The organism is Massilia rubra (assembly GCF_011682065.1).
GTDB lineage: Bacteria > Pseudomonadota > Gammaproteobacteria > Burkholderiales > Burkholderiaceae_D > Telluria_A > Telluria_A rubra.
Genome location: NZ_VUYU01000006.1, coordinates 326,771 through 347,974 on the forward strand (window position 1 = coordinate 326,771; position 21,204 = coordinate 347,974).

Annotated in this window: 19 protein-coding genes; 15 read left to right on the forward strand and 4 right to left on the reverse strand. The window is 63.7% G+C overall.

The window, feature by feature from the left end; genetic code table 11:
- Nucleotides 1-46: 46 nt before the first annotated feature.
- On the reverse strand, nt 47-2,116 hold the full coding sequence (locus F0185_RS11900) for an NAD(+) synthase (RefSeq protein WP_167224593.1): 2,070 nt from the start codon (nt 2,114-2,116) through the stop codon (nt 47-49).
- A 139-nt stretch (nt 2,117-2,255) separates the two neighbouring features.
- Here F0185_RS11900 and F0185_RS11905 point away from each other — a divergent pair, with 139 nt between their 5' ends.
- The 3 genes from F0185_RS11905 (at nt 2,256) to F0185_RS11915 (ending at nt 5,521) form a co-directional block, all read left to right on the forward strand.
- Entirely contained in the window at nt 2,256-3,395 is a 1,140-nt protein-coding gene (locus tag F0185_RS11905; RefSeq protein ID WP_167224595.1) for a GNAT family N-acetyltransferase, read from the forward strand.
- Nucleotides 3,392-3,757, forward strand: a complete 366-nt coding sequence (locus tag F0185_RS11910) for a VOC family protein (RefSeq protein ID WP_167224597.1) — start codon at nt 3,392-3,394, stop codon at nt 3,755-3,757. Before F0185_RS11905 ends, F0185_RS11910 begins: the two co-directional genes overlap by 4 nt.
- A gap of 93 nt (nt 3,758-3,850) precedes the next feature.
- Complete coding sequence (locus F0185_RS11915; protein ID WP_167224599.1) at nt 3,851-5,521, forward strand: hypothetical protein; 1,671 nt, start codon at nt 3,851-3,853, stop codon at nt 5,519-5,521.
- Nucleotides 5,522-5,575: 54 nt separating this feature from the next.
- Here F0185_RS11915 and F0185_RS11920 read toward each other — a convergent pair whose 3' ends face one another.
- Together F0185_RS11920 and F0185_RS11925 are read right to left on the reverse strand one after the other, a co-directional pair.
- Entirely contained in the window at nt 5,576-6,043 is a 468-nt protein-coding gene (locus F0185_RS11920) for a hypothetical protein (RefSeq protein ID WP_167224601.1), read from the reverse strand.
- 83 nt (nt 6,044-6,126) lie between these two features.
- Nucleotides 6,127-6,693 (reverse strand): pentapeptide repeat-containing protein, encoded by a 567-nt coding sequence (locus tag F0185_RS11925; RefSeq protein WP_167224603.1) that lies wholly within the window; start codon nt 6,691-6,693, stop codon nt 6,127-6,129.
- Between the two features lie 481 nt (nt 6,694-7,174).
- Between F0185_RS11925 and F0185_RS11930 the strand changes: the two genes are divergently transcribed.
- The 7 genes from F0185_RS11930 to F0185_RS11960 all read left to right on the forward strand — a co-directional run bounded on the left by F0185_RS11930 (nt 7,175) and on the right by F0185_RS11960 (nt 13,863).
- Nucleotides 7,175-7,828, forward strand: coding sequence for a hypothetical protein (locus F0185_RS11930; protein ID WP_167224605.1), 654 nt, complete (start codon nt 7,175-7,177; stop codon nt 7,826-7,828).
- A 358-nt stretch (nt 7,829-8,186) separates the two neighbouring features.
- Nucleotides 8,187-8,798, forward strand: coding sequence for a hypothetical protein (locus tag F0185_RS11935; RefSeq protein ID WP_167224607.1), 612 nt, complete (start codon nt 8,187-8,189; stop codon nt 8,796-8,798).
- Between the two features lie 343 nt (nt 8,799-9,141).
- Nucleotides 9,142-9,606, forward strand: a complete 465-nt coding sequence (locus F0185_RS11940) for a hypothetical protein (RefSeq protein ID WP_167224609.1) — start codon at nt 9,142-9,144, stop codon at nt 9,604-9,606.
- Nucleotides 9,603-9,824, forward strand: coding sequence for a helix-turn-helix transcriptional regulator (locus F0185_RS11945; RefSeq protein WP_187362497.1), 222 nt, complete (start codon nt 9,603-9,605; stop codon nt 9,822-9,824). Before F0185_RS11940 ends, F0185_RS11945 begins: the two co-directional genes overlap by 4 nt.
- Nucleotides 9,825-9,952: 128 nt before the next feature.
- On the forward strand, nt 9,953-12,814 hold the full coding sequence (locus F0185_RS11950) for a hypothetical protein (protein ID WP_167224611.1): 2,862 nt from the start codon (nt 9,953-9,955) through the stop codon (nt 12,812-12,814).
- A 480-nt stretch (nt 12,815-13,294) separates the two neighbouring features.
- Entirely contained in the window at nt 13,295-13,585 is a 291-nt protein-coding gene (locus F0185_RS11955; protein WP_187362498.1) for a CopG family ribbon-helix-helix protein, read from the forward strand.
- Entirely contained in the window at nt 13,573-13,863 is a 291-nt protein-coding gene (locus tag F0185_RS11960; RefSeq protein ID WP_167224613.1) for a type II toxin-antitoxin system RelE/ParE family toxin, read from the forward strand. The genes F0185_RS11955 and F0185_RS11960 overlap by 13 nt, the downstream gene beginning before the upstream one ends.
- Before the next feature lie 108 nt (nt 13,864-13,971).
- Here F0185_RS11960 and F0185_RS11965 read toward each other — a convergent pair whose 3' ends face one another.
- Nucleotides 13,972-14,898 carry a LysR family transcriptional regulator gene (locus tag F0185_RS11965; RefSeq protein WP_166886081.1) on the reverse strand — a complete coding sequence of 309 codons (927 nt, stop codon included), beginning with the start codon at nt 14,896-14,898 and terminating at the stop codon, nt 13,972-13,974.
- Between the two features lie 266 nt (nt 14,899-15,164).
- On the opposite strand from F0185_RS11965, the gene F0185_RS11970 reads away from it, so the two are divergent.
- Genes F0185_RS11970 through F0185_RS11990 form a run of 5 tightly spaced genes read left to right on the forward strand, consistent with a single transcriptional unit; the run spans nt 15,165 to nt 21,175 of the window.
- On the forward strand, nt 15,165-17,471 hold the full coding sequence (locus F0185_RS11970; RefSeq protein ID WP_167224615.1) for a TonB-dependent receptor: 2,307 nt from the start codon (nt 15,165-15,167) through the stop codon (nt 17,469-17,471).
- A 14-nt stretch (nt 17,472-17,485) separates the two neighbouring features.
- Nucleotides 17,486-18,421, forward strand: a complete 936-nt coding sequence (locus F0185_RS11975; protein ID WP_368737880.1) for an alpha/beta fold hydrolase — start codon at nt 17,486-17,488, stop codon at nt 18,419-18,421.
- Between the two features lie 54 nt (nt 18,422-18,475).
- Nucleotides 18,476-19,669 carry a substrate-binding domain-containing protein gene (locus tag F0185_RS11980; protein ID WP_167224619.1) on the forward strand — a complete coding sequence of 398 codons (1,194 nt, stop codon included), beginning with the start codon at nt 18,476-18,478 and terminating at the stop codon, nt 19,667-19,669.
- Nucleotides 19,666-20,457: an ABC transporter ATP-binding protein gene (locus tag F0185_RS11985; protein ID WP_167224622.1), complete on the forward strand. Its 792-nt coding sequence runs from the start codon at nt 19,666-19,668 to the stop codon at nt 20,455-20,457. Before F0185_RS11980 ends, F0185_RS11985 begins: the two co-directional genes overlap by 4 nt.
- Nucleotides 20,450-21,175: an ABC transporter ATP-binding protein gene (locus F0185_RS11990; RefSeq protein ID WP_167224625.1), complete on the forward strand. Its 726-nt coding sequence runs from the start codon at nt 20,450-20,452 to the stop codon at nt 21,173-21,175. The genes F0185_RS11985 and F0185_RS11990 overlap by 8 nt, the downstream gene beginning before the upstream one ends.
- Nucleotides 21,176-21,204: the final 29 nt, after the last annotated feature.

Genomic DNA, 21,204 nt, shown 5'->3' on the forward strand with positions numbered 1-21,204 from the left:
CACGCGATGGAATTGCTATTGTCGCTATTGTAAACGACCGACTGTGCTATTTCCCGACTTCATCCGGAATCCTGGCCAGGTCGGCTTGCCACACGACCGCCTCGGCGTCGCTCGGGGCGCGCCAGTCGCCACGCGGCGAGAGCGATCCGCCATTGCCGACCTTCGGCCCGTTGGGCACGCACGAGCGCTTGAACTGGCTGATCTTGAAGAAGCGGTATACAAACGTGCCCAGGTGCTTTTTGATGTCCGCCAGCGCGTATTGATTGCGGCTGGCGTGCAGCGCATCGGGCCAGGCGCCCTGCTCGCGGTCGTTCCAGGCCGACCACGCCAGGAACGCCACTTTCGACGGCGCAAAACCATAGCGCAAGATGTAGTACAGATTAAAATCCTGCAGCTCGTACGGTCCGATCGAACTTTCCGTGCTCTGCGCCGGCTTATCTTCGCCCGCCTTGCCCGGCACCAGTTCGGGGCTGATTTCGGTCGCCAGCACCTGCAGCAGCACGTCCGAGCCGCCGCGCCCGATCACGCCCGACTCGGCCACCCAGCGCACCAAATGGCTGATCAAGGTCTTGGGCACGCTGGCGTTCACGTTGTAGTGCGACATATGGTCGCCCACGCCGTAGGTACACCAGCCCAGCGCCAGCTCGCTCAGGTCGCCCGTGCCGATCACGATCCCGTTATGGAAGTTCGCCAGCCGGAACAGATGGCTGGTGCGCTCGCCGGCCTGCACGTTTTCGAACGTGATGTCGTACGTCTCCTGCCCTGCCGCGTACGGATGGCCCAAATCCTTGAGCATCTGGATGCAACTCGGACGAATGTCGATCTCGTGCGCTTCGCAGCCGACCGCCTGCATCAGCGCGCGCGCCTGGCGCAGGGTCCGGTCGCTGGTGGCAAAACCCGGCATGGTGTAAGCGAGGATATTCGTGCGCGGCAGCTTCAGGTGGTCCATCGCCTTGGCGCAGACCAGCAGCGCGTGGGTCGAGTCGAGCCCGCCCGAGACACCGATGACCACCTTCTGCATGCCGCTCTGCGACAAGCGCTGCACCAGCGCCTGCACCTGGATGTGATACACCTCGGTGCAGCGCTCGTCGCGCCGCTGCGGGTCCGACGGCACATACGGGAAGCGCTCGATTGCGCGGTTCAAGGCCAGCGCCTTGCCGCCGCCCGGCGCGCCCGGCAGCGCAAAACGCACCACCCGAAACGCCGCCACCTGCTGCGCATGGTGCCGCACCTGCTGCGCGAACGTGGTGGTGTGCATGCGCTCGCGCGAGAGGCGCTCGAGGTCCACATCGCCGTAAATGATGTGCGAGTCGTCCTGGAAGCGCTCGGCCTCGGCCAGCAAGTCGCCTTTTTCGTAGATCAGGGTCTGGCCATCCCACGCCATGTCGGTCGACGATTCGCCGTTGCCCGCCGAGGTGTACAGGTAGGCCGCCAGGCAGCGCGCCGACTGCTGCGACACCAGTTGGTGCCGGTAGCCGCTCTTACCCACCAACACGTTCGACGCCGACAGGTTGACCAGCACCGTGGCCCCGGCCAGCGCCGCGAACGACGAGGGCGGAATCGGCACCCACACATCCTCGCAGATCTCCACATGAAAGCGCAGCAGCGCGATGCCCTCGACTTCGAACAGCAGGCCGGCGCCGAACGGCACGCTTTGACCCAGCAGCTCGATCTGGCCGCACGGCGCGCTGTCGGCGGGGCTGAACTGGCGCGCCTCGTAAAACTCGCCGTAGTTCGGCAGATAGCTTTTCGGGACCGCGCCGAGGATCTTCCCGCCCGCGACCACCACGCCGCAGTTGAACAGCTGATGCCCGACCCGCAGCGGCAGCCCGACCACCAGCGCCAGCGGCAGCTGCGCGCTCGCATCGACGACCGTGCGCAGGCTCGCTTCGCAGGCGTCGAGCAGCGCCGCCTGGTGAAACAGGTCCTCGCAGCTGTAGGCCGACAATCCCAGCTCGGGAAACGCCACCAGCGCCGCACCCTGCCGCGCCGCCGCTTCGGCCAGCGCGATGGTCTGGGCCGCGTTGAAGACGGGATCGGCGATCTTGCAGCGTGGCGTGGCCACCGCGACCCGGGCGAAACCGTGCGAATAGAGGTTGAAGAAGTCGTTCTGCATGCAGTGTCTTTCGTAGGGTGGCGGCGCGCGCGGCAGGGCATCCGAACGCTTCGTGTCTTTTTGCGTAGAATGCAATGGACCGACCCGAACCACAGCCGGCGTCGCCCGCCAAAATAATGGAATAGCCGATTCGACAAGAATGAATTATCGCACGCATATCGTATCCTCTCTTTCCGAGATCGGCCAGAGCGCCTGGGACGCCCTGGCGTCATCCCAGGCCGCCGCCAATCCCTTTCTCTCCTTCCCCTTCCTCGACGCCTTGCACGAGTCGGGCAGCGCCTGCGCCGACACCGGCTGGCAGCCCCAGTTCCTGACGCTGTACGACGGCGCCGAGCTGGTCGCCGCCATGCCGCTGTACGTCAAGATGCACTCCTACGGCGAATATGTGTTCGACTGGGCCTGGGCCGACGCTTACCAGCGCAACGGCGTCGATTACTATCCGAAGCTGCTGTCGGCGATTCCGTTCACGCCGGTGACCGGGCCGCGTCTGCTGGCGCGCGACGCCGACGCCAGGGGCGCGCTGCTGGCCGCGCTGGTGGCAACGCAAAAAGCGTCCGACGTCTCCTCGACCCACATCCTGTACCCGCCGGACGACCAGGTAAAGCAATTGGAGGCGGCTGGCTTCATGCTGCGCAGCGGCGTGCAGTTCCACTGGCTCAACGCCGGCTACGCGGACTTCGACGCGTTCCTGGCCACGCTGGAGCAAAAGAAGCGCAAGAACATCCGCGCCGAACGGCGCAAGGTGCGCGAAGCCGGCGTGACGATGCGGCGCGTGCGCGGGGCCGATGCGACGGACGCAGATTGGCGCCTGTTCAACCGCTGCTACCAGCGCACCTACGCGGCGCACCGTTCCTCGCCTTATCTGAACCTCGATTTTTTCCAGCGCATCGGGCGCAGCATGCCGGACAATATTTTGCTGGTGATCGCCGAACGCGAAGGCCGGCCGATCGCCGCCTCGCTGGTGATCCACAGCGCCGACACCCTGTTCGGCCGCTACTGGGGCGAACTCGAACACGTGCCCTGCCTGCACTTCGAAACGGCTTACTACCAGCCGCTCGAATTCTGCATCGAGCAAAACATCGGCGTGTTCGAAGGCGGCGCCCAGGGCGAGCACAAAATGGCGCGCGGCTTCCTGCCGACCCGCACCTGGTCGGCGCATTGGCTGGCGCACCCGGCGTTTTCGGACGCGATCGAGCGCTTCCTGGAGCGCGAAAGCGGCGGCATCGACGAATACATCGATGAACTGAACGACCGCAATCCTTTCAAGGACCCCGCATGATCTCGCACGTGTTCATCGGCGTCGCCGACTTTACGCGCGCGCTCGACTTCTACGCGGCGCTGATGCCGCAACTGGGCCTGGCGCTCAAGTTCAGCGATCCGGCCACACCATGGGCCGGCTGGATGAAGCCCGGCCACCCGCGCCCGCTGTTCCTGATCGGCGCCCCGTTCGCCGGCCGGCACGACGCCGGCAACGGCCAGATGACGGCCCTGCTAGCGCCCTCGCGCGCGGCGGTCGACAGCGCCCACGCCACCGCCCTCGCCCACGGCGCCATCTGCGAAGGCGCGCCCGGCCTGCGTCCCGAGTATCATGCCAGCTACTACGGCGCCTATTTCCGTGATCTGGATGGCAACAAGCTGTGAGTCTGCTGTCACGAGTAAATCAATGTAGCGGTGCCATCGGCAAATAGGGGCCATAATCGACCGTGTAGCTATTTCGGACACGGAAGGTTCAGCATGGACATCTCCCAGATCACGGCGCCCGCGGCAAGCGGCGCCGGCCTTGTCACCCCCATCGCGACCAGCCGTACCGTCGCCACCGAGCAGGCCCAGAACCTGAGTTTCCTTGGCGTCGCGCCGACCACGGTGGACCTGTCGAGCTCGGGACGCTTCCTGTCGCTGGCCTCCCTGTTCCAGAAAAAGACGCTGGAACTGCACACCTCGGTCCTTGCCAACGCCGATGCCTCGAAGGCCTTTGCCGATGCCGCCGTCGCGGCGGCGGCCGTGGCCGGCGCTTTCGACGAACTCCAGACCAGCGCGGTTGACAGCAACGGGCTGCCAACCGACACCCTGGATGGCCAATCGCTGCAATCGCAATTTTTCCAGCAACTTGGCGGTGCGCCGGACGATGCCGAAGCCAGCCTGGCCGCCATCGGCCTGGCCTTTACGGGGGCGACCAGCAGCGCCGCCGGCAAGCTGACGGTGGATGACGCAGTGCTGGAAGAGGCCTTTCGCCGCGACCCGGTCGCCACCTCGGCGCTGCTGGAACGCGCCGCCGATGCCTTCGTGGGCGTGGTCGGCACGCAAATCCAGGCGCAGGTCGCCAACCTCTCTTTCCTTGATGACGACAGCGTGTTTGGCGCCGCCTTGCCGCTGCCCGGCGCTGCCCCGCCAGAAATTGCCGCCGCGCCAGGCTATCTGACTGCCCAGCCGGCCAGCTATACGGACAATATGTTCCTCCAGAACCTGGTGAACGAGACCTTGTGCAATGACGAGGACGCGCCTGTTGCCCTGGCCGACTTTGTCGACGAAAACGGTGTCGCCGTTCAGCCGAACTTGGTTGCCTCGCCGCAAGCAGAGGCGCCGCCTCAGGGAGCGCGCGTGGCCGCGCCGGCGGACGCACCCGAGCTGCAAGCCATCGCCGGCAGCGCCGTCCAGGCCGAGGCACGCCCGGGCGCAGCGCCCGTGTCCGTGTCGCCAGCGTTGCCAGGCGCGCCGGCAGCGCCGCCGGTTGCCTCACCGCTTGCGTCACCGTTGAGTACCCAAGACCCGATTCAATCAGCCCCCACGGCCGCCACGCCGGCGGCGCCCCCGCTCGCCGGACCCGACGCCACGGCAAGCAACGCTGTCGGCGTTGCCCAACAGGCAAGCGTCCTTGCACAACAGTTGCAGGCGGAGCGCGCGGTGGCACGCGAGCTCGACGAGAAAATCGCCGGCGCCAGCGACGCCGTGCGCGCCGCGCTGGCCGACGACATCGCCCGCCGCGACGCCAGCCGGGCCGGCCAGCTCAACGCCGACAGGACCACGGCCCAGCTGCGCGCGGACCCGCCCGATCCAGCCGTCACCGCCCCGGTCGCGCCGGATCGGTTTGCGCGGCCGGCGGACGCTGTGCGAACGGCCACGACAACGCAGTCTGCAAGCGCGCCCCAGGACACGGACCGGAACCTCACCGCGCAGCCGCCGCCCGTGCCGGCGCCCGACCAGGCCCAACTGGCCGCGCGCGACCCGGCCATTGCCGCCGCCATCGCCGCCTACAACGTCAACACCGGTCCGTTTGCGGCACAAAACGGCAGGCCCGAGATGCAGCCGCCCAAGGCCAAGCCGGTGGCGCCGGTCGCCGCTGTCACCAGGGTGGACGCCGCCGAGGCGCTCGGCACGCCTGGCGACGGATCGGCGCCATTGCGGTAAAGCGACGAATCGGCAGTGCACGCACAGAAGTCTGCGCGGCGGAACGATGTCGCTTCAGTTTCCTGACCGGGCTAGTTGCTCCGCCACCCTGAGTCGTTTCTGCTCAGGGTCGAGGGTGGTCCATGCCCGATGCGACACGACGCGCACATCCACATCGACCAGCCGGGCTGGGTACGCACAATCCCACGCGGCCATCTCGCGTCCTCCGCAGACAGGACATGTGGGCATGAGCCCGATGTGAAAGGGACTTCCCATCGCATCCGGATCGCAGGCAGTGGCACCGTAAATTTTCCACAGAACCTCGATGCGACTGTTCGCAGGCAGCGATCGAACGCGTGCATTCTCCAATATCAGCGCGTTTACTTCGTTGTAGGTGGCGTCCTCGATGCCGTTCAGAAAGCGCATTTCCTCGCTTGCCTCGCTGCGAAGGAGGAAGTCGCCGTAGCTGCCACTGGCTATTTCCGGCGCAACAAATTGATGGGCCCCGGTGCTGCAGGTGTATTGCATCAATTCAAGCTTCATGGCATTGCCTTCCTTATCCTTGATGTTAACCGCTTGCTTCCAGAACAGGGACGACGGCGAACCCGCGTCCGTGTGCAAGTCGCTCAGGCCAGCCCTTCTTTCACTATCACGCCGGCCAAGGTCGCCACGCGCGCATCGATCTGACAGCCAAAAAAGTACGTCTCCCTCAGTTCAGCCTGACCAAGGTCGACACCGCGCAAATCGCAGTTGTCAAACGTTGCCCCGACCAGACTCGCTTGCGCAAATGACACCGCCGTCATTGCCACGTCGGTGAACTCGGCCCGGTCGAGATGGCATCCGGCGAAGTCAACGCCTGCAAAAAAGCAGTGAGAAAACTGCGCCTTTACCAAATTGGCGGAATGGAACACACAGCTGCGCACCTCACCGCCACTCACATCCAATCCCTCCAGCGAGGCGCCGGTGAAATCGCAGTCCTTGAAGCGGACGTCGAACGCTACCAGGTCGGGGAAATGCGAGCCGTTAAAGGACACGGCGGCAACGTCGACGTCGACCATCACGACACCAGGCGCAATGAGCGTCTCGCCGCTCCTCAGCGCTTTCAATATCTGGCCTACTTCTTCATCCATTTCAGCAAACTCCACGTCAACAACCTTTTCCCATGATGATGGATGGATTGTATTGATCTCCATACTAGCGGTTCCGGGTGCAACGGAACGTAAAACCGGGTTAAGGAGCGATCTGTCAGATTGAGGTCATAGGCCCGACCGCAAGGTCGTCAGGAAATGCGAAAATCGATCCTATCCTGACGTCGTTTAAAGCGCTGCCTGACGTCAGGTTGGAGCATACCTATGCGGTACAATCGTCTCAGGCAACTTCCGCTGTCGGCCAGAAGCAGACACTGGCAGACCAACGATCTTCCCGTTGGGAGGTGATGTTTTATTATGGGGAATTTGCTTCGATAGCTCTTCCCTCCACGTCCTATATGGCTCAATTCAAGCGCGACGGTATCAGATGGATTTTCATAGCGTTATACCAATATCGCCCAGGGCGCCCGCTCAATTTGACGCAAGGACCGACGATGACAGACCGGTCTATGCGCGGTATCGGAGCGGCTTCCTGACTCTAGAGGTAGGCCTGCCCGGTGAGTTAGAAGTTGGCGAGGGTTACACCGTGTTCGAGGAATATGTCACTGCCCTTTCTGGCGACGACGAAGCGATTACCTGGGAAGAAATCCAAAATCAAGTCGCAACTATTGACTTACGAAAGCGGCTCACCCAGCTCGAAAAAAACGAACATGCATATCAATTGCATTGGGATGGCATTTTCAGGAACGACATCAAGACGATCGCGTTGCCCGGTGTAAGGCTCTCGACATTGCATCTGGCTGAAATTCCTTGGGCTGTGCAAGGCCAAAACCGAGTTGACCGCTTCGAATTCGAACGCGCCTTTGTCGACTGCTGTCAGATAGGCGTTTGCGCCTATTTGTTTGTCCACCCTGGAGACACATCCAATACCATTACTGTACTGCACACTCCTGAAACTTTTGGCCGCTTTGATGCGATGGATTTGGCGCTTGCGGGTGTTAAGGCATTAGGCGGCAGTCGATTCGGACCAAGCGGGGGCAGCGGTAGGGGGGAAGTTTGTGGTTTGACGAGTGGCGACGCGGATGAAGTATTCGACCTCATTGCGGCGCGCCTGGGCCTTGTGAATCGGCAGCTATGGAAGAGCAGCTTAATGTGCTTGATCAACTGTCCTGGCGAGGCGCTTCACATCAAATCCGGCGTTTGGACTTTTTATGCGGTCTTAAGCAGAACTGTTTTGTGAGACCGTGACAGCTAATCGGCACTGCAAAATTGAACTGACCGGCTTGGTCATTTCAGCCGTCAGCTTTCGGCTGCCAAGAGCTTCATGAATCGTTGATGACGTCGCCAGCGTCTGCTTCGGGGCGGCAGCTGCCTGTCGTTACAATGAGGGGATTTTTCTCGCTGGCAAGCTGGTATCTTGGTGCGACAGGCCGGTCTCGGCCAAAAGCGGCCCTTCGGCGTGTCGGCAGATAGTCTTTCTACACAGCGCGTGACAATGCGGAGTTCGAGTCTGGCGACTTTCTGTTTCGTCACCAGTCACTGGCATATCTGAGTTTGGATGGCCGCGGTTGGCTTTCAATAGCCTTGAGGAGCTACTTTTGGGATTATCTACAGCGGGATTGGCATTTAGGCCTAACCTATCAACGTTGGGCGAGCTGGATCTGGTGCAAACAGTTTTTGGAAATAGCGTTTTCCCGCTACCAGAAATGCAAAATTCGCATGACATCCGTGTGCCGGGCAATGTGACCGTTGAGTCAAAGAACGGCGCATCCTTCGTCTATAACAGCGAAATTGCGGATAGGATTCTTTTCGAAGGGCACTCGCTGCAGCCTTCAGTTTTTGAGGCACTTGGAGCGCCAGAAATTGTAGTCGTATTCTGTCATTACGATTCAGGCGGATCGTTTGGCTACGCCATTCTTAAGAACGGGGTAACTGTTCGCTCACGAGTTCATGTCATGGAGAAGACGACGGATACAGGAGAGCCAAACAATTTCGAGCTCCCGTGGTTGCAAGCAAAGTCGTTTATTGAAGAGGAAGGGGAACCACCAGCGTACCGAAATTTAAATACGGGCGAAGTTTCATCTGAATCCTACGTGACGGCGCATCTGCTCGCCCAGGTGATGAACGGACTTTTTGGCCTTTGTCCTTGGGACGATTGGGACTATAGGACAAAAATGAATTTCTACAGCAGAGAACGGCTGGCGAAGTAGCATTGGCGGCCTCGCTTGCTGAACGTCCCCTTCGGGGCGCCACCAGTGAGTGATCCTGCTTAACCCGGTTGGCCGTTCCGTTGCACCTCAAACCCCTAGTATTCCTTTTCAAGTCAGGATGAATCTTGCAGTTCAAATAATTTCAGAGTGCTGTGTGATGCGCCCCGTTTCCGGCCGGTCGAGGCACCGGCGCGACCTGGCCTGCACGCAGCGTCGATGCGAAAGTATATCCATGCGGCGCACCCGGTAGCAGATCGAATCAGCGAAAAAAGTCACTCATAGGTTACTTTTTGTCCGACTCATGGTACATTTCATTCATGCAAACCCATATCCGGAGCCAAACATGCACGCTACCAACCCGACCATCGACGACTGCGCACGACAAGGCCGCAGCGTGCTGAAAGTGATTTTTGCCGCCTTGCTGCTCGTGACCGCGCTCGTGCTGGCGTCGACCTTCGGCGCGCTCGGCGCATGGAGCGACCGCCTGGATCAGTCCGCGCCGATGGTGCCGCTGGCGATCATCCTGTTCTGCGCATGGGTTCGGCATAAGCAGCATCACCCAGGCGGCAGCGCCGCGCGCAAATCGCTGTGGAATGCGCTGTTCCAGGACGAATTCAGGCAGCAAAGCATCGCCCGTGCCGTGCGCGTCGGCTTTGTCGTTGTACTGCTGGTTCAACTCCCGCTCGCGTTCACACTTGGACAACAGGCGACGATGCTGCACATGGCCGCCATGGCCTGCCTGAGCATGCTCGCCGGCGCCATCGCTTTTCTCGGTGCCTTCCTCTACATCGGACGCGCCGACGCATGAGCGACGTCCCGGTACTGCGCAACACGCTCAAGGTCCAGCGCGCCATGCACGAGCTCACCCAGGCTGGACTGGCCGAGCGCATCAACGTCAGCCGCAAGAGCATCAACGCCATCGAAACCGGCAACATGGTGCCATCGGTGGTGCTCGCATTGAAACTGGCGGCCACTTTGAATGTACCGGTCGAAACCTTGTTCCAGCTGGAACCGGGAAACCCATAACACTTGCATCGCGACATTCCAAACAGTCCGCGAGTTGAGCCAAGTCGGTTTTAACACTGACGCAGGCGGAACTCCGGCGCGCCGTCCCGGACGATGATGACCCTTCACCTTCATCACCTGGAGATATCATGACGCAAGCTACCGCCAATGCCGAGGAACTGTTTCGCTTCGCCACGACCAGGGCCCCCAACCCGACGCCGGCGCCAGCGGGACTGCTCGAACTGCCGGACCAATCGCAGGTCGCCGCGTGGATCGCCACCGCCGCCGAGCTGGATTTCACCGCTGAGCTGGACATCCTGAGCAAGCACTGGGCCGAGCTGGTCAAGCGCACGCCGGAAGCCATCGCGGCCGACCTGGAGGCCGCACGCCAGGGCCAGTCGACCCTGGTCGCCGAGACCCTGTTCCCGATCGCCCAAAACGTGGTGGGCGACGTCCCCGCCTTGCAAACCGCCCTCTGGCAATATTACCTGCAAGGGATCGCCTCCGGCAAAGCCAGCAGCGCCCAGTTGCAGCGCGCCCGGCAGTTGCTGGGCCAGGTCACCCTGCTGCAAAAACTCCTGGCCGGCGACCAGGCGGCCCTGGCGCCGGAATCGGTGCAGGCCGCGCTCACTCCCACGCTCGCCCTGCCGGCCGCGTTCGAAGAACAGATGCGCCTGCGCCGCGAACAGCAAAGCGCCCAGCAAAGCGCGGCCGGCGACGACGACGCCGGCGAACAGGACAAGATCCTCGCCGACCTGCTCAAGCAGATCGACACACTGGTCCAGCTGGAACGGCGTCTCGTCGCCGCGCTCGACCAGATGGCGGCCGGGGGCACGCACGCGCCCGGCACGCCCGGCAGCGGCGGTCCGTCGGACTTGCAAAAAGTATTCCGCACCCAGCCCGCGGCCGATATCGACGAGCAATTCCGCGCCGACAACGCCAACCTGATGCAGGAGCTGGCCGACGCCCGGGTGCCCACCACCAACCAGAGCACCTTCGACCTGCTCGACGAGGTGCGCCATCGCATTGCGGACGGCGTTGCCACGGCCGCCGCCATGCCCGCCACCGGCCCGGCCGCCGCAGCCGTTTTGGCCGACAATCCCGAACTGGCCAAGCTCATTCCCGGCGCGCCGGTGTCCAAGCCGGCTCCCCCCGCGAGCATGAAATTCGGTATTCGTCCGGTGGGCGTGGCCGACCTGCGCGTGGTGCGCCAGGTGCTGGTGGGCTACGAAAAAGGCGAGCTGGCCAACATCCAGAACATCCTGCAAGGTGAAGAGCACGAGCACTTCCGCTCGCGCCTGAGCCGCGCCGACGAAAGCGACGGCAACTACAACGACGCCGACGCCGAGGTCTCGCAGGAAGAAACCGGATTCGAGCGTTTCGAAATGGGCCAGAACGCCTTCCAGACCGCGCGCAAGCAGCAAGACCGCAACGCCAGCATCAACCTGACCTCCAACTACGGCACCGTCAACGCGCAGGCCTCGACCTTCATGAACAACTCGAACGGCAGCGACCAGTCGCGCGGCGCCGACCTGCGCCAGTCGCGCGAGATCGTCGAGCGCGCCGTCGCCCTGGTGCGCGAGCGGGTCGGACGCCAGCGCTTCCGCACCCGCAGCGCCGAAGTGTACGAAAGCGACGTGGTGCGCCACAGCGCGCCGGCGGCCACCATCCGCGCCCAGTATCGCTGGGTCGACAAGGTGTATCAGGCGCAGGTGTTCACCTATGGCGCGCGCGCCATGTACGAGGTGATGGTGCCGGCGCCGGCGGCCATGTTCCGCCACCTGCTGGCCCAGCAACCGGGTTTCGGCGGGCACGCCGGTCCGGCCCCGGTCAAGCCGATCGTGCGCCCCGCCGAGATCACCGACGCCACCTGGCTGGCCATCGCCGAACGCTTCAACGTGACCTTGCCGCCGCCACCGACGGCCGCCATTACCGAATACGCCAGCCTGAGCTATCCGGGCGGCGGCGGCGGAACGACGACCCTGAGCGGCACGTTCAATTCGCCGCGCGCGCTGGAACAGGGCTATGCGGCGGCGGCGGCCGGCGTGTCGATGACGTGGTACGGGGTCGACAACCAGTCCGGCATCAGCGCCAGCGTCGGCACCAGGCTGTTTTCGAGCAGCCCGACCGGCGCCACGCCGATTGCGGCCCAGGCCATCGGCACCAACAGCGGCGCGGTCAGCTACAACGCCAGCGGCTGGGGCCAGCTCGACCAGTTCACGGTGAACTTCTACCTGGTCTGGGCGCGCACCAAAGTGGCGGTCGAAAAATGGCAGCTGGAATGCCTCCAGATCATCATGGACCAGTACGAGAGCGACCTGAAACAGCACCGCGCCCTGCTCGCGGCGCGCACTGAAGAAAACGGCCCGTACGCCGCGCTCAGCGAAGAACAGATGCGCACCATCGAACGCACCGAACTCAAACGCGCGGTGCTGGAAATCGTGCGCAGCGGCAGCGGCCAGGCGGTGCCGGCCTCGCCCATCGTGACCGGCAGCGCGCCGGCCATCGCGCCGGAGCGGCTGGAGCAGGCCGCGCGCGAAGTGCGCTTCTTCGAGTACGCCTTCGAGTGGGATCAGATGACCTACAGCTTCTTCCCGTACTTCTGGAGCGAGGGTGCGCAGCAGTGGGCCGCCGCGCGCTTCGAGCAACAGGGCGACAGCGTGTTCACGGCCTTCCTCAACGCCGGCTTTGCGTCGGTGATCCTGCCGGTGCGCAGGGGGTATGAGGACGCGGCCGCGCTGTACCTGCAAACCGGGATCGTGGCCGATATCGCCGTGGTGCCGGCCGACCGCGTGCTGGCTGACCTGAACCGCGAAGTGCAGCTGCTCAACGCCACCACGCCGATGGAAGGGGCAGCGGAAGGCGCGGCGTGGACGTATCGGGTGCCGACCATGCTGACGGTGCTCGATGACGGCACCGACATCGCGTTTCCGAAGTTGTCGCAGCCGGCCGACCAGGCCCCGACCATCCTGGTGCCGCCGCTGCTGATTGACGATAGCCCGGAGGCCTGAGGCCAGCGGTGCGTTTTGGTAAGTGGTAAAAACCCGTCGTTTCTGCCAGTGGCAGGAACGGCGGGGATAAGGCATGTGGGTCTTGCCAAACTCTGGAACCAGGCTGTCGGGGCGGCAATGCCCGCCTTAAAATCAACTCGGAATTTCACTGATATAGTAAGTACCCGCCCATAAATAACTGTGATTTTTGTCTTCCATAGCCGGCGCGCTGCGGCGTTGCCCTCCGCTCGCAGTGCTCGCACTGCGAGCGGAGGGCGCCTTGCATCGCATCCGGCTATGTTCGCCAAAAACTCACACTTATTTCTGCGCGGGTACTTAGCGCAAATGAGCAAACTCCTGAATAAGACACGAGGCAAGGAAATTTCATGAGTATTCAGTCCAACCGAACGCGGCAAAAACCGCCCCGCGTCAATTGCGACCGAAATTTCAGCGTGGAGTATGATAAGGTAATACCTGTTGCTAACGCGAAGGAGCATCATCATGGCTGCCACTATTGCCCGGCCCATGTCGGTCAAACTCGATCCGGACACGCGCGCCCGCCTCGAACGCCTCGCAGAGTCACGGCGCAGAACCCCTCATTGGATGCTGCGCGAAGCCGTAGCCCAGTATGTGGTTCGTGAGGAGAAGCGTGACTCCTTTCGCCAGGACATGGTAACCGCGTGGGAAGAGTATCAGGCCACCGGTCTACATGTCACGGCCGACGAAGCCGACGCGTGGCTGAAGAGTCTTGAGGACGGCAACGAGATTGAGCCGCCTGAATGCCACATCTGATATGGTCGCCGCTCGCCTTACGCGACATGCAGCGGGTGTACAACTTCTTGGCCGCCAAGAATGTTGCCGCGGCAAGGCGCGCAGTCAAAGCGATAAGGCAAGCCGTCAAGGTGCTGGGGCATCAACCTCAGGTGGGCAGGCCTGCCCACGATACTATTGAGACATATCGTGAATGGGAAATCGACTTCGGCGATAGCGGATATGTCGTGCGCTACCGGATTGAGCCAGGATTGGTAATGATCCTCGCGGTACGACATCAAAAGGAAGCTGGGGACTGACAGGACAGACAGCGGATTTGCCCTGCGACTGCTTGCAGCGCGCGATAGACCTCCGCCAATCGACAGTACGCCGCCACGCTCGCACTCGCATGGGCTGATAGAACCGGCCTACCGCGCCGAACGCGCCGGCTCCTCCCGCCCATGCACAAACAAGGATGGCTGCCGGTCCGAATACTCCCGCAATAAATTCCACACCGCCCTGACCCGCTGCAAGCGGTACAAATCGGTCGGCGCGGCCAGCCAGAACGAGCGCTCGGCGAAAAACTGGTCGAGCACAGGCACCAGCCGGCCGTCGTCCGGCACCGCATACGGCGGCGCCATGATCAGCCCCATCCCCAGCGCCGCCGCCTCCACCTGCGCGGTCATCCCGGTGCAGCACAGCCTGCGCCTCGGCGTGAACCCCAATTCGTTGAGATAACTGAGTTCGCGGCTGGCCAGCCGGTCCTGCACGTAGTCGACAAAGTCGTGGCGCGCCAGGTCGGCGTGCTCGCGGATCGGCGGATGGCGCGCCAGATACTCGGGCGATGCGTACAAATAGAAACGGAACGACGCCAGCCGCGTGATCATGTAGCGCCCGGTGCTGGGCGGATCGAGCATCACGCCCAGGTCCGCCTCGCGGTTGGCCAGGTTGGCAAAGCGCGGCAGCACCAGCAGGTCGATGCTCAGGTCGGGGTGGGTCTGCAGCAGCCCGACCAGCAGCGGCGCCACCACCCGCACCCCGAACACTTCCGGCACGCCGAGCCGCACCACGCCGTGCGCCGCCACTTCGGTGCCGCCCAACTGCTCGGTGGCCGCCAGCGCCGCGCTCTCCATCGCTTCGGCATGCGGCAGCAGGGCCTGGCCCATTTCGGTCAGCTCGTAGCCCTCGCGGCTGCGGTCGAACAAGGTGGTGCCGAGCTGGATTTCGAGCCGGTCGATGCGGCGCGCCACGGTCGTGTGTTCAACCGCAAGCCGGCGCGACGCACCCGACAAGGTACCGGCGCGCGCCAGCTCCAGGAAGAATCGCAGGTCTGTCCATTCAGGCAAGGTATTCATGGAATCGATGTCGGATATTCACGACGAATATTGTGCACCAGTGCACACCGCACACGCAATCTTTTGATTTTTGTGTATTGATAAAACGCAAACTCGCGCCGGAACCTGCTCGTGAGAAAACGATAAGTTGCAAATACCACCACTGTGCATTTTTGCACAGTGCTTGGGCGTTTCGTTATCTTTCGCGCAAATTCGAATGGGGGCACACTGCAAGGCTTCGCTTCCGGCTTACCGCATTGTCCAAAAAAATCTCAGGAGACAACACCATGCGTTTGACCACCATTCGACACTTTCCCTTACATCGCATTGCCTGCGCCGTGCTGGCCCTGTGCGGCGGCGCGATCGCCCCGGCGCACGCGCAAACCGAGTCGGGCGCTCCCGCCGCCGAGACCATCCAGAACGCCGGCGTGGTCACCGTCAGCGCGCGGCGCCGCCCCGAAAACCTGCAGGACGTGCCGGTCTCGGTCACCGCGTTCGGCGGCGACCAGCTCTCCAAGCAGGGCACGCCCGACATCACCGCCCTCGCCCTGTCGATTCCGAACACCACCCTCAAGGCCTCGCGCGCCACCAATTCGACCCTGACCGCCTTTATCCGCGGCGTCGGCCAGCAAGACCCGCTGGCCGGCTTCGAAGCCGGCGTCGGCATCTACCTCGACGATATCTACCTGGCCCGCCCGCAAGCGGCCGTGACCGACATCTACGACGTCGAGCGCATCGAAGTACTGCGCGGCCCGCAAGGCACCTTGTATGGTCGCAACACCATCGGCGGCGCGGTCAAGTACGTTACGCGCAAACTCGGCTCCAGAACCGACATTCGCGGGCGCGTCACCCTGGGCGACTACAGCCAGCGCGAAGCGGTGCTCACGGCCAGCACGCCCTTGTCGGAGACGGTGCGCGTGGGCGGCTCGGTGGCTCGCTTCAAGCGCGACGGTTACGGGCGCAACCTGTTCACCGGCGCCCACAACTACGACAAGGACATGACCGCCGGCCGCCTGTCGGCGGAATTTACGCCCACGCCGGAGCTGTTCATCCGCTTGTCGGGCGACGCCACGCAGGACGATTCGAGCCCGCGCAACGGCCACCGCGTCACGGTCGGACGCACCAGCGGCGCGCCCATCCTGGAGAACGTGTACGACACGCGCGCCAACCTGGACCGCGCGCTCGGGCACGAGCAGGAGGTCAGCGCGCACGGCTGGTCGGCGCTGCTGGAGTACACCATCAACCCGCAACTGAGCGTCAAGTCGGTTACCGCCTCGCGCCGCGACAAGTCGTACGCGCCGATCGACTTCGACTCGCTGTCGATGGTCGACTTCGAAGTGCCCGCGCTGTACAAGAACAAGCAGTTCAGCCAGGAATTCCAGTTCACCTACACCGGCGACAAGGTCCAGGGCGTGGCCGGCGTGTACTACATCGACGCCAACGCCTTCAACGTCTTCGACACCGTCTTGGCCGGCGCCTTCCCCAGCTCCACCTACACGCTGGGCGATATCGATACCAAGGCCTGGGCCGTCTTCGCCGACGCCAACTATAAATACACCGATGCGCTCAGCTTCTCGCTGGGCGGGCGCTACACGGTCGACAAGCGCGACGCGAGCATCCTGCGCCAGATCTACCTGGGCCTGAACGGCTCGCCGGGAATGGGCAACGCCAACGCCGTGCTGTTCCGCAGCGACACCGACTTCACCCATGGCGAACTGAAACGCGAAGACAAGAAGTTCACCCCAAAAGTCGGCTTGGCCTACAAGGCTGCAGCCAACCAGAACATTTACGCCAGCTGGGCGCGCGGCTTCAAGGGCGGCGGCTTCGACCCGCGCATGAACGTGGTCGGCACCAAAATCAGCGACGCCACCGCGCGTGCCGGCTACCTGCCGGAAACGATCGACACCCTGGAGCTGGGCCTCAAATCCTCGTACAACAACAACCGCATCCTGACCAATATCGCCCTGTTCGACAGCAAATACAAGGATGTCCAGATTCCCGGCTCGGTGGAGGTCGACACCAACAACGACGGCCGCCCCGACAGCTTCGCCGGGGTGACCACCAACGCCGGCAAGGCCAAGATCCGCGGCGCCGAAATCGAGGCCAGCGCGAAATTGAGCGATTCCCTGAGCGTGACCGGGATGTACAGCCACATCAACGCCGAATACACCCAGTTCCTGACCTCGCAACTGGTCGGCGGCGTGCCGGCCCTGGTCAACGTGGCCGGCGAGCGCTACTTCCAGAACACGCCGAAGAACTCGGCCAACCTGCGCGCCACCTACGACATCGCCGTGCCGATGATGGGGCGCGGCGGCACCGCCAGCATCAGCGCCAGCGCCGCCTACAAGGACGAAACCAGCCAGTTCGAATACGCCTCGGTGCTCGACCAGCCGGCCTATACCCTGTACGACCTGAGCCTGACGTGGACCAGCAGCGACAACAAGATCCGCGCCGGCCTGCACGGCAAGAACCTGGGCGACAAGCGCTATCGCACCGGCGGCTACGTTTTCCCCAACCTCGGCAAGGAGGGCGTGCTGACGGCCTTTTACGGCGCCCCGCGCACCGTCTCGGCCACCCTCGAATACCGGTTCTGAACATGGGAGTCCAGGTGCATGAACACGATGGCGTCCACGCCGCCCACTTCCCCCCGGCCGCCAACGAAGCGCAGGCGGCCCGGCAATTCAACGACGTCAGCTACCTCAGCGACGACGGCCTGACCCTGTACGCGCGCGACTACCCCGGCCACGGCGGCCGCGCGCGCCTGCCCGTGATCTGCATCCACGGGCTCACGCGCAACTCGGGCGACTTCGACGAGCTGGCGCCGTGGATCGCCAGCCTGGGGCGGCGCGTGCTGGCGCTCGACGTGCGCGGGCGCGGCCAGTCCGCGCGCGACCCCGACCCGGCCCACTACAACCCGGTCGTCTACGCCGGCGACGTGATCAAGCTGGCGCACGACCTGGGCATCGAGCGCGCCGTGTTCGTCGGCACCTCGATGGGCGGCATCATCACCATGACCCTGGCGCTGCGGCGCCTGAAACTGATCGCCGCCGCCATCCTCAACGATGTCGGCCCGGTGATCTCGCAAAAAGGCTTGTCGCGCATCGCCACCTACGCCGGCAAGGGCGCCACCATGCTCAATTGGGAACAGGCGGCCGAGTACATGCGCGACATCAACCAGCCGGCCTTTCCATCGAACGACATGGGCGAATGGAACAAGTGGGCGCGCCGCGCCTTTTCCGAAAACGATGCCGGCCACCTGGTGCTGCGCTACGACCCGAACATCGCCCTGCCCCTGCAAAACGGCAAGCTCAAGCCGTCGTCGTGGACCTCGCGCCTGGCGTTCCGGCGCCTGGCGCGCAACCGCCCCACCTTGCTGGTGCGCGGCAGCCTGTCCGACCTGGTCGAGCCGGAACAGGCCAGCTACATGCAGCGCGCCGCGCCACGCATGCAATACGCCGAAGTGCCCGGAGTGGGCCACGCGCCGATGCTGACCGAAGCGCCGGCGCGGCAGGCGATCGAACGCTTCCTGGCGCAGGTCGACTGAACCGATTCAAGCCCACCCTATACCTATAAAACAGCCATCCCAAGAGGAGACACGATGTACAAACTGAACACCCTGGCAGCAGCCGTCCTGGCCACCCTCGCGAGCACCCTGGCAACGTCCGCGCTGGCCGCGGCCGACCTGAAAATCGCCCTCATCGCGGGCAAGACCGGGATCCTCGAATCGTACGCCAAGGAAACCGAAACCGGCTTCATGATGGGCCTCGAATACCTCACCGGCGGCAAGATGGAAATCAACGGCCGCAAGCTGAAGGTGATCGTCAAGGATGACCAGAGCAAACCCGACCTGGGACGCACCCTGCTGGCCGAAGCCTACGGCGACGACAAGGCCGACATTGCGGTCGGCACCACCTCGTCCGGCTCGGCCATCGCCATGCTGCCGGTGGCGCAGGAGTACAAGAAGATCCTGATCATCGAGCCGGCCGTGGCCGACGCCATCACCGGCGACAAATGGAATCGCTACATCTTCCGCACCGCGCGCAGTTCGATGCAGGATGCGCTGGCCGCCGCCAGCACGCTCAAGGCCGGCAGCGTGGCCTTCCTGGCCCAGGATTACGCCTTCGGCAAGGATGCGGTCAAGGCCGGCCGCGAAGCGCTGGCCGCCACCGGCAGCAAGGCCCAGGTGGTGCACGAGGAATACGCGCCGCAAGCCACCAGCGACTTCACGGCGCCGGCCCAGCGCATCTTCGACGCCCTGAAAAACAAGCCCGAGCCGCGCCTGCTGCAAATTGTCTGGGCCGGCCCGAATCCGATGAACAAGCTGGCCGACATGAAGCCCGAGCGCTACGGCATCATCCTCTCGCCGGGCGGGAACATCTTGCCGGTGATGAAAACCTGGAAGAACTTCGCCGGCACCCAGGGCACCATCTACTACTATCACGGCTTCCCCAAGAACAAGATGAACGACTGGTTCGTGGCCGAGCACAGCAAGCGCCACAAGGGCCCGCCCGACATGTTTACCGCCGGCGGCTTTGCGGCGGCCAGCGCGGTGGTCACGGCCTTGACCAAAGCCAACTCGGGCGACACCGAAAAACTGATCGCGGCCATGGAGGGCATGGACTTCGACACGCCCAAGGGCAAAATGACCTTCCGCAAGGAAGACCACCAGGCCTTGCAGTCGATGTACCACTTCAAGATCAAGAAAGACCAGAAGAACGAGTGGGACTTGCTGGAACTGGTGCGCGAAATCCCGGCCAGCGAGCTGCCGCTCCCGGTGAGGAACAAGCGATGACGCCGGCGGCCATGCCGTCGCTGTCGACGCGCGAACTGAGCATCCGCTTCGGCGGGCACGTGGCGGTCGACCGGGTCAGCGCCGATTTTTATCCCGGCACCCTGACCGTGATCGTCGGCCCCAATGGCGCCGGCAAGACCACCTACTTCAACCTGATGTCGGGCCAGTTGCCGGCCACCTCGGGCACGGTCCTGCTCGACGGCGCCGACATCACCCGCTTCGGCGCGGCCAGGCGCACGGCGCTCGGTATCGGGCGCGCCTTCCAGCTGACCAACCTGTTCCCGCACCTCACAGTCGCCGAAAACGTGCGCCTGGCGGTGCAAAGCCGCTCCGGCGCCGGCCTGGGCGTGCGCTCGATGCTGACGCGCTGGTCCAGCCACCAGGACCTGATCGTGCGCGCCGACTATTACCTCGAACGCGTTTCCATGGCCGCCCGGCGCGACACGCGCGTGGCCGCCCTGTCGCACGGCGACAAGCGCAAGCTGGAAGTGGCGATCCTGCTGGCGCTGGAGCCGGGCGTGATGATGTTCGACGAGCCGACCGCCGGCATGAGCGTGGACGAAGTGCCGGTCGTGCTCGACCTGATCCACCAGGTCAAGGCCGAACGCAACAAGACCATTTTGCTGGTCGAACACAAGATGGACGTGGTGCGGTCGCTGGCCGACCGCATCATCGTCCTGCACAATGGCGCCCTGGTGGCCGACGGCAATCCGGCCGAGGTGATGGCCTCGGCCATCGTCCAGGAAGCCTATCTGGGGACGCCCGAGGGGACGCCCGAGCATGCATGATCCGATCCTGCAACTGAGCGCCGTCCACACCCACATCGGCGAGTACCACATCCTGCAAGGGGTCGACCTGACGGTGCCGCGCGGCGGCCTGTCGGTGCTGCTGGGCCGCAACGGGGCCGGCAAGACCACCACCCTGCGCACCATCATGGGGCTATGGAAAGCGTCCGCCGGCACGGTGCGCTTCGAGGGGCGCGACATCGCGGCCCTGGCCACGCCCGACATCGCCCAGCTCGGCATTGCCTACGTGCCTGAATCGATGGCCGTGTTTTCCGACCTGACCGTGCGCGAAAACCTGTACCTGGCCGCGCGCAACGGGCCGCTCCAGGAAGCGCGCGTGGAATGGATCTTCGGCTTCTTTCCCGCCTTGCGCAAATTCTGGCACTACCCGGCCGGCAATTTGTCTGGCGGGCAAAAACAAATGGTGGCGATCGCGCGCGCCATGGTCGAACCGCGCAAGCTGCTGCTGATCGACGAACCGACCAAGGGCTTGGCCCCGGCCATCATCCAGAGCCTGATCGCCGCCTTCGCCGAACTGAAGCAGACCGACACCACCATCTTGCTGGTCGAGCAAAACTTCAGCGTCGTCAAGCACCTCGGCGACACGGTCTCGGTGATGGACGACGGCAAGGTGGTCCACGCCGGCGCCATGCGCGCCCTGGTCGAGGACGACAAGCTGCAGCAACGCCTGCTCGGGCTGTCACTGAGCGCACATCAATAATGAACCCGGAGACCACCCACGTGACCACC

Coding starts and splice junctions, on each gene's coding strand:
- F0185_RS11900 (WP_167224593.1), bottom strand. CDS start 2,116: ATGCAGAACGACTTCTTCAACCTCTATTCGCACGGTTTCGCCCGGGTC.
- F0185_RS11905 (WP_167224595.1), top strand. CDS start 2,256: ATGAATTATCGCACGCATATCGTATCCTCTCTTTCCGAGATCGGCCAG.
- F0185_RS11910 (WP_167224597.1), top strand. CDS start 3,392: ATGATCTCGCACGTGTTCATCGGCGTCGCCGACTTTACGCGCGCGCTC.
- F0185_RS11915 (WP_167224599.1), top strand. CDS start 3,851: ATGGACATCTCCCAGATCACGGCGCCCGCGGCAAGCGGCGCCGGCCTT.
- F0185_RS11920 (WP_167224601.1), bottom strand. CDS start 6,043: ATGAAGCTTGAATTGATGCAATACACCTGCAGCACCGGGGCCCATCAA.
- F0185_RS11925 (WP_167224603.1), bottom strand. CDS start 6,693: ATGGAGATCAATACAATCCATCCATCATCATGGGAAAAGGTTGTTGAC.
- F0185_RS11940 (WP_167224609.1), top strand. CDS start 9,142: ATGCACGCTACCAACCCGACCATCGACGACTGCGCACGACAAGGCCGC.
- F0185_RS11945 (WP_187362497.1), top strand. CDS start 9,603: ATGAGCGACGTCCCGGTACTGCGCAACACGCTCAAGGTCCAGCGCGCC.
- F0185_RS11950 (WP_167224611.1), top strand. CDS start 9,953: ATGACGCAAGCTACCGCCAATGCCGAGGAACTGTTTCGCTTCGCCACG.
- F0185_RS11955 (WP_187362498.1), top strand. CDS start 13,295: ATGGCTGCCACTATTGCCCGGCCCATGTCGGTCAAACTCGATCCGGAC.
- F0185_RS11960 (WP_167224613.1), top strand. CDS start 13,573: ATGCCACATCTGATATGGTCGCCGCTCGCCTTACGCGACATGCAGCGG.
- F0185_RS11965 (WP_166886081.1), bottom strand. CDS start 14,898: ATGAATACCTTGCCTGAATGGACAGACCTGCGATTCTTCCTGGAGCTG.
- F0185_RS11970 (WP_167224615.1), top strand. CDS start 15,165: ATGCGTTTGACCACCATTCGACACTTTCCCTTACATCGCATTGCCTGC.
- F0185_RS11980 (WP_167224619.1), top strand. CDS start 18,476: ATGTACAAACTGAACACCCTGGCAGCAGCCGTCCTGGCCACCCTCGCG.
- F0185_RS11985 (WP_167224622.1), top strand. CDS start 19,666: ATGACGCCGGCGGCCATGCCGTCGCTGTCGACGCGCGAACTGAGCATC.
- F0185_RS11990 (WP_167224625.1), top strand. CDS start 20,450: ATGCATGATCCGATCCTGCAACTGAGCGCCGTCCACACCCACATCGGC.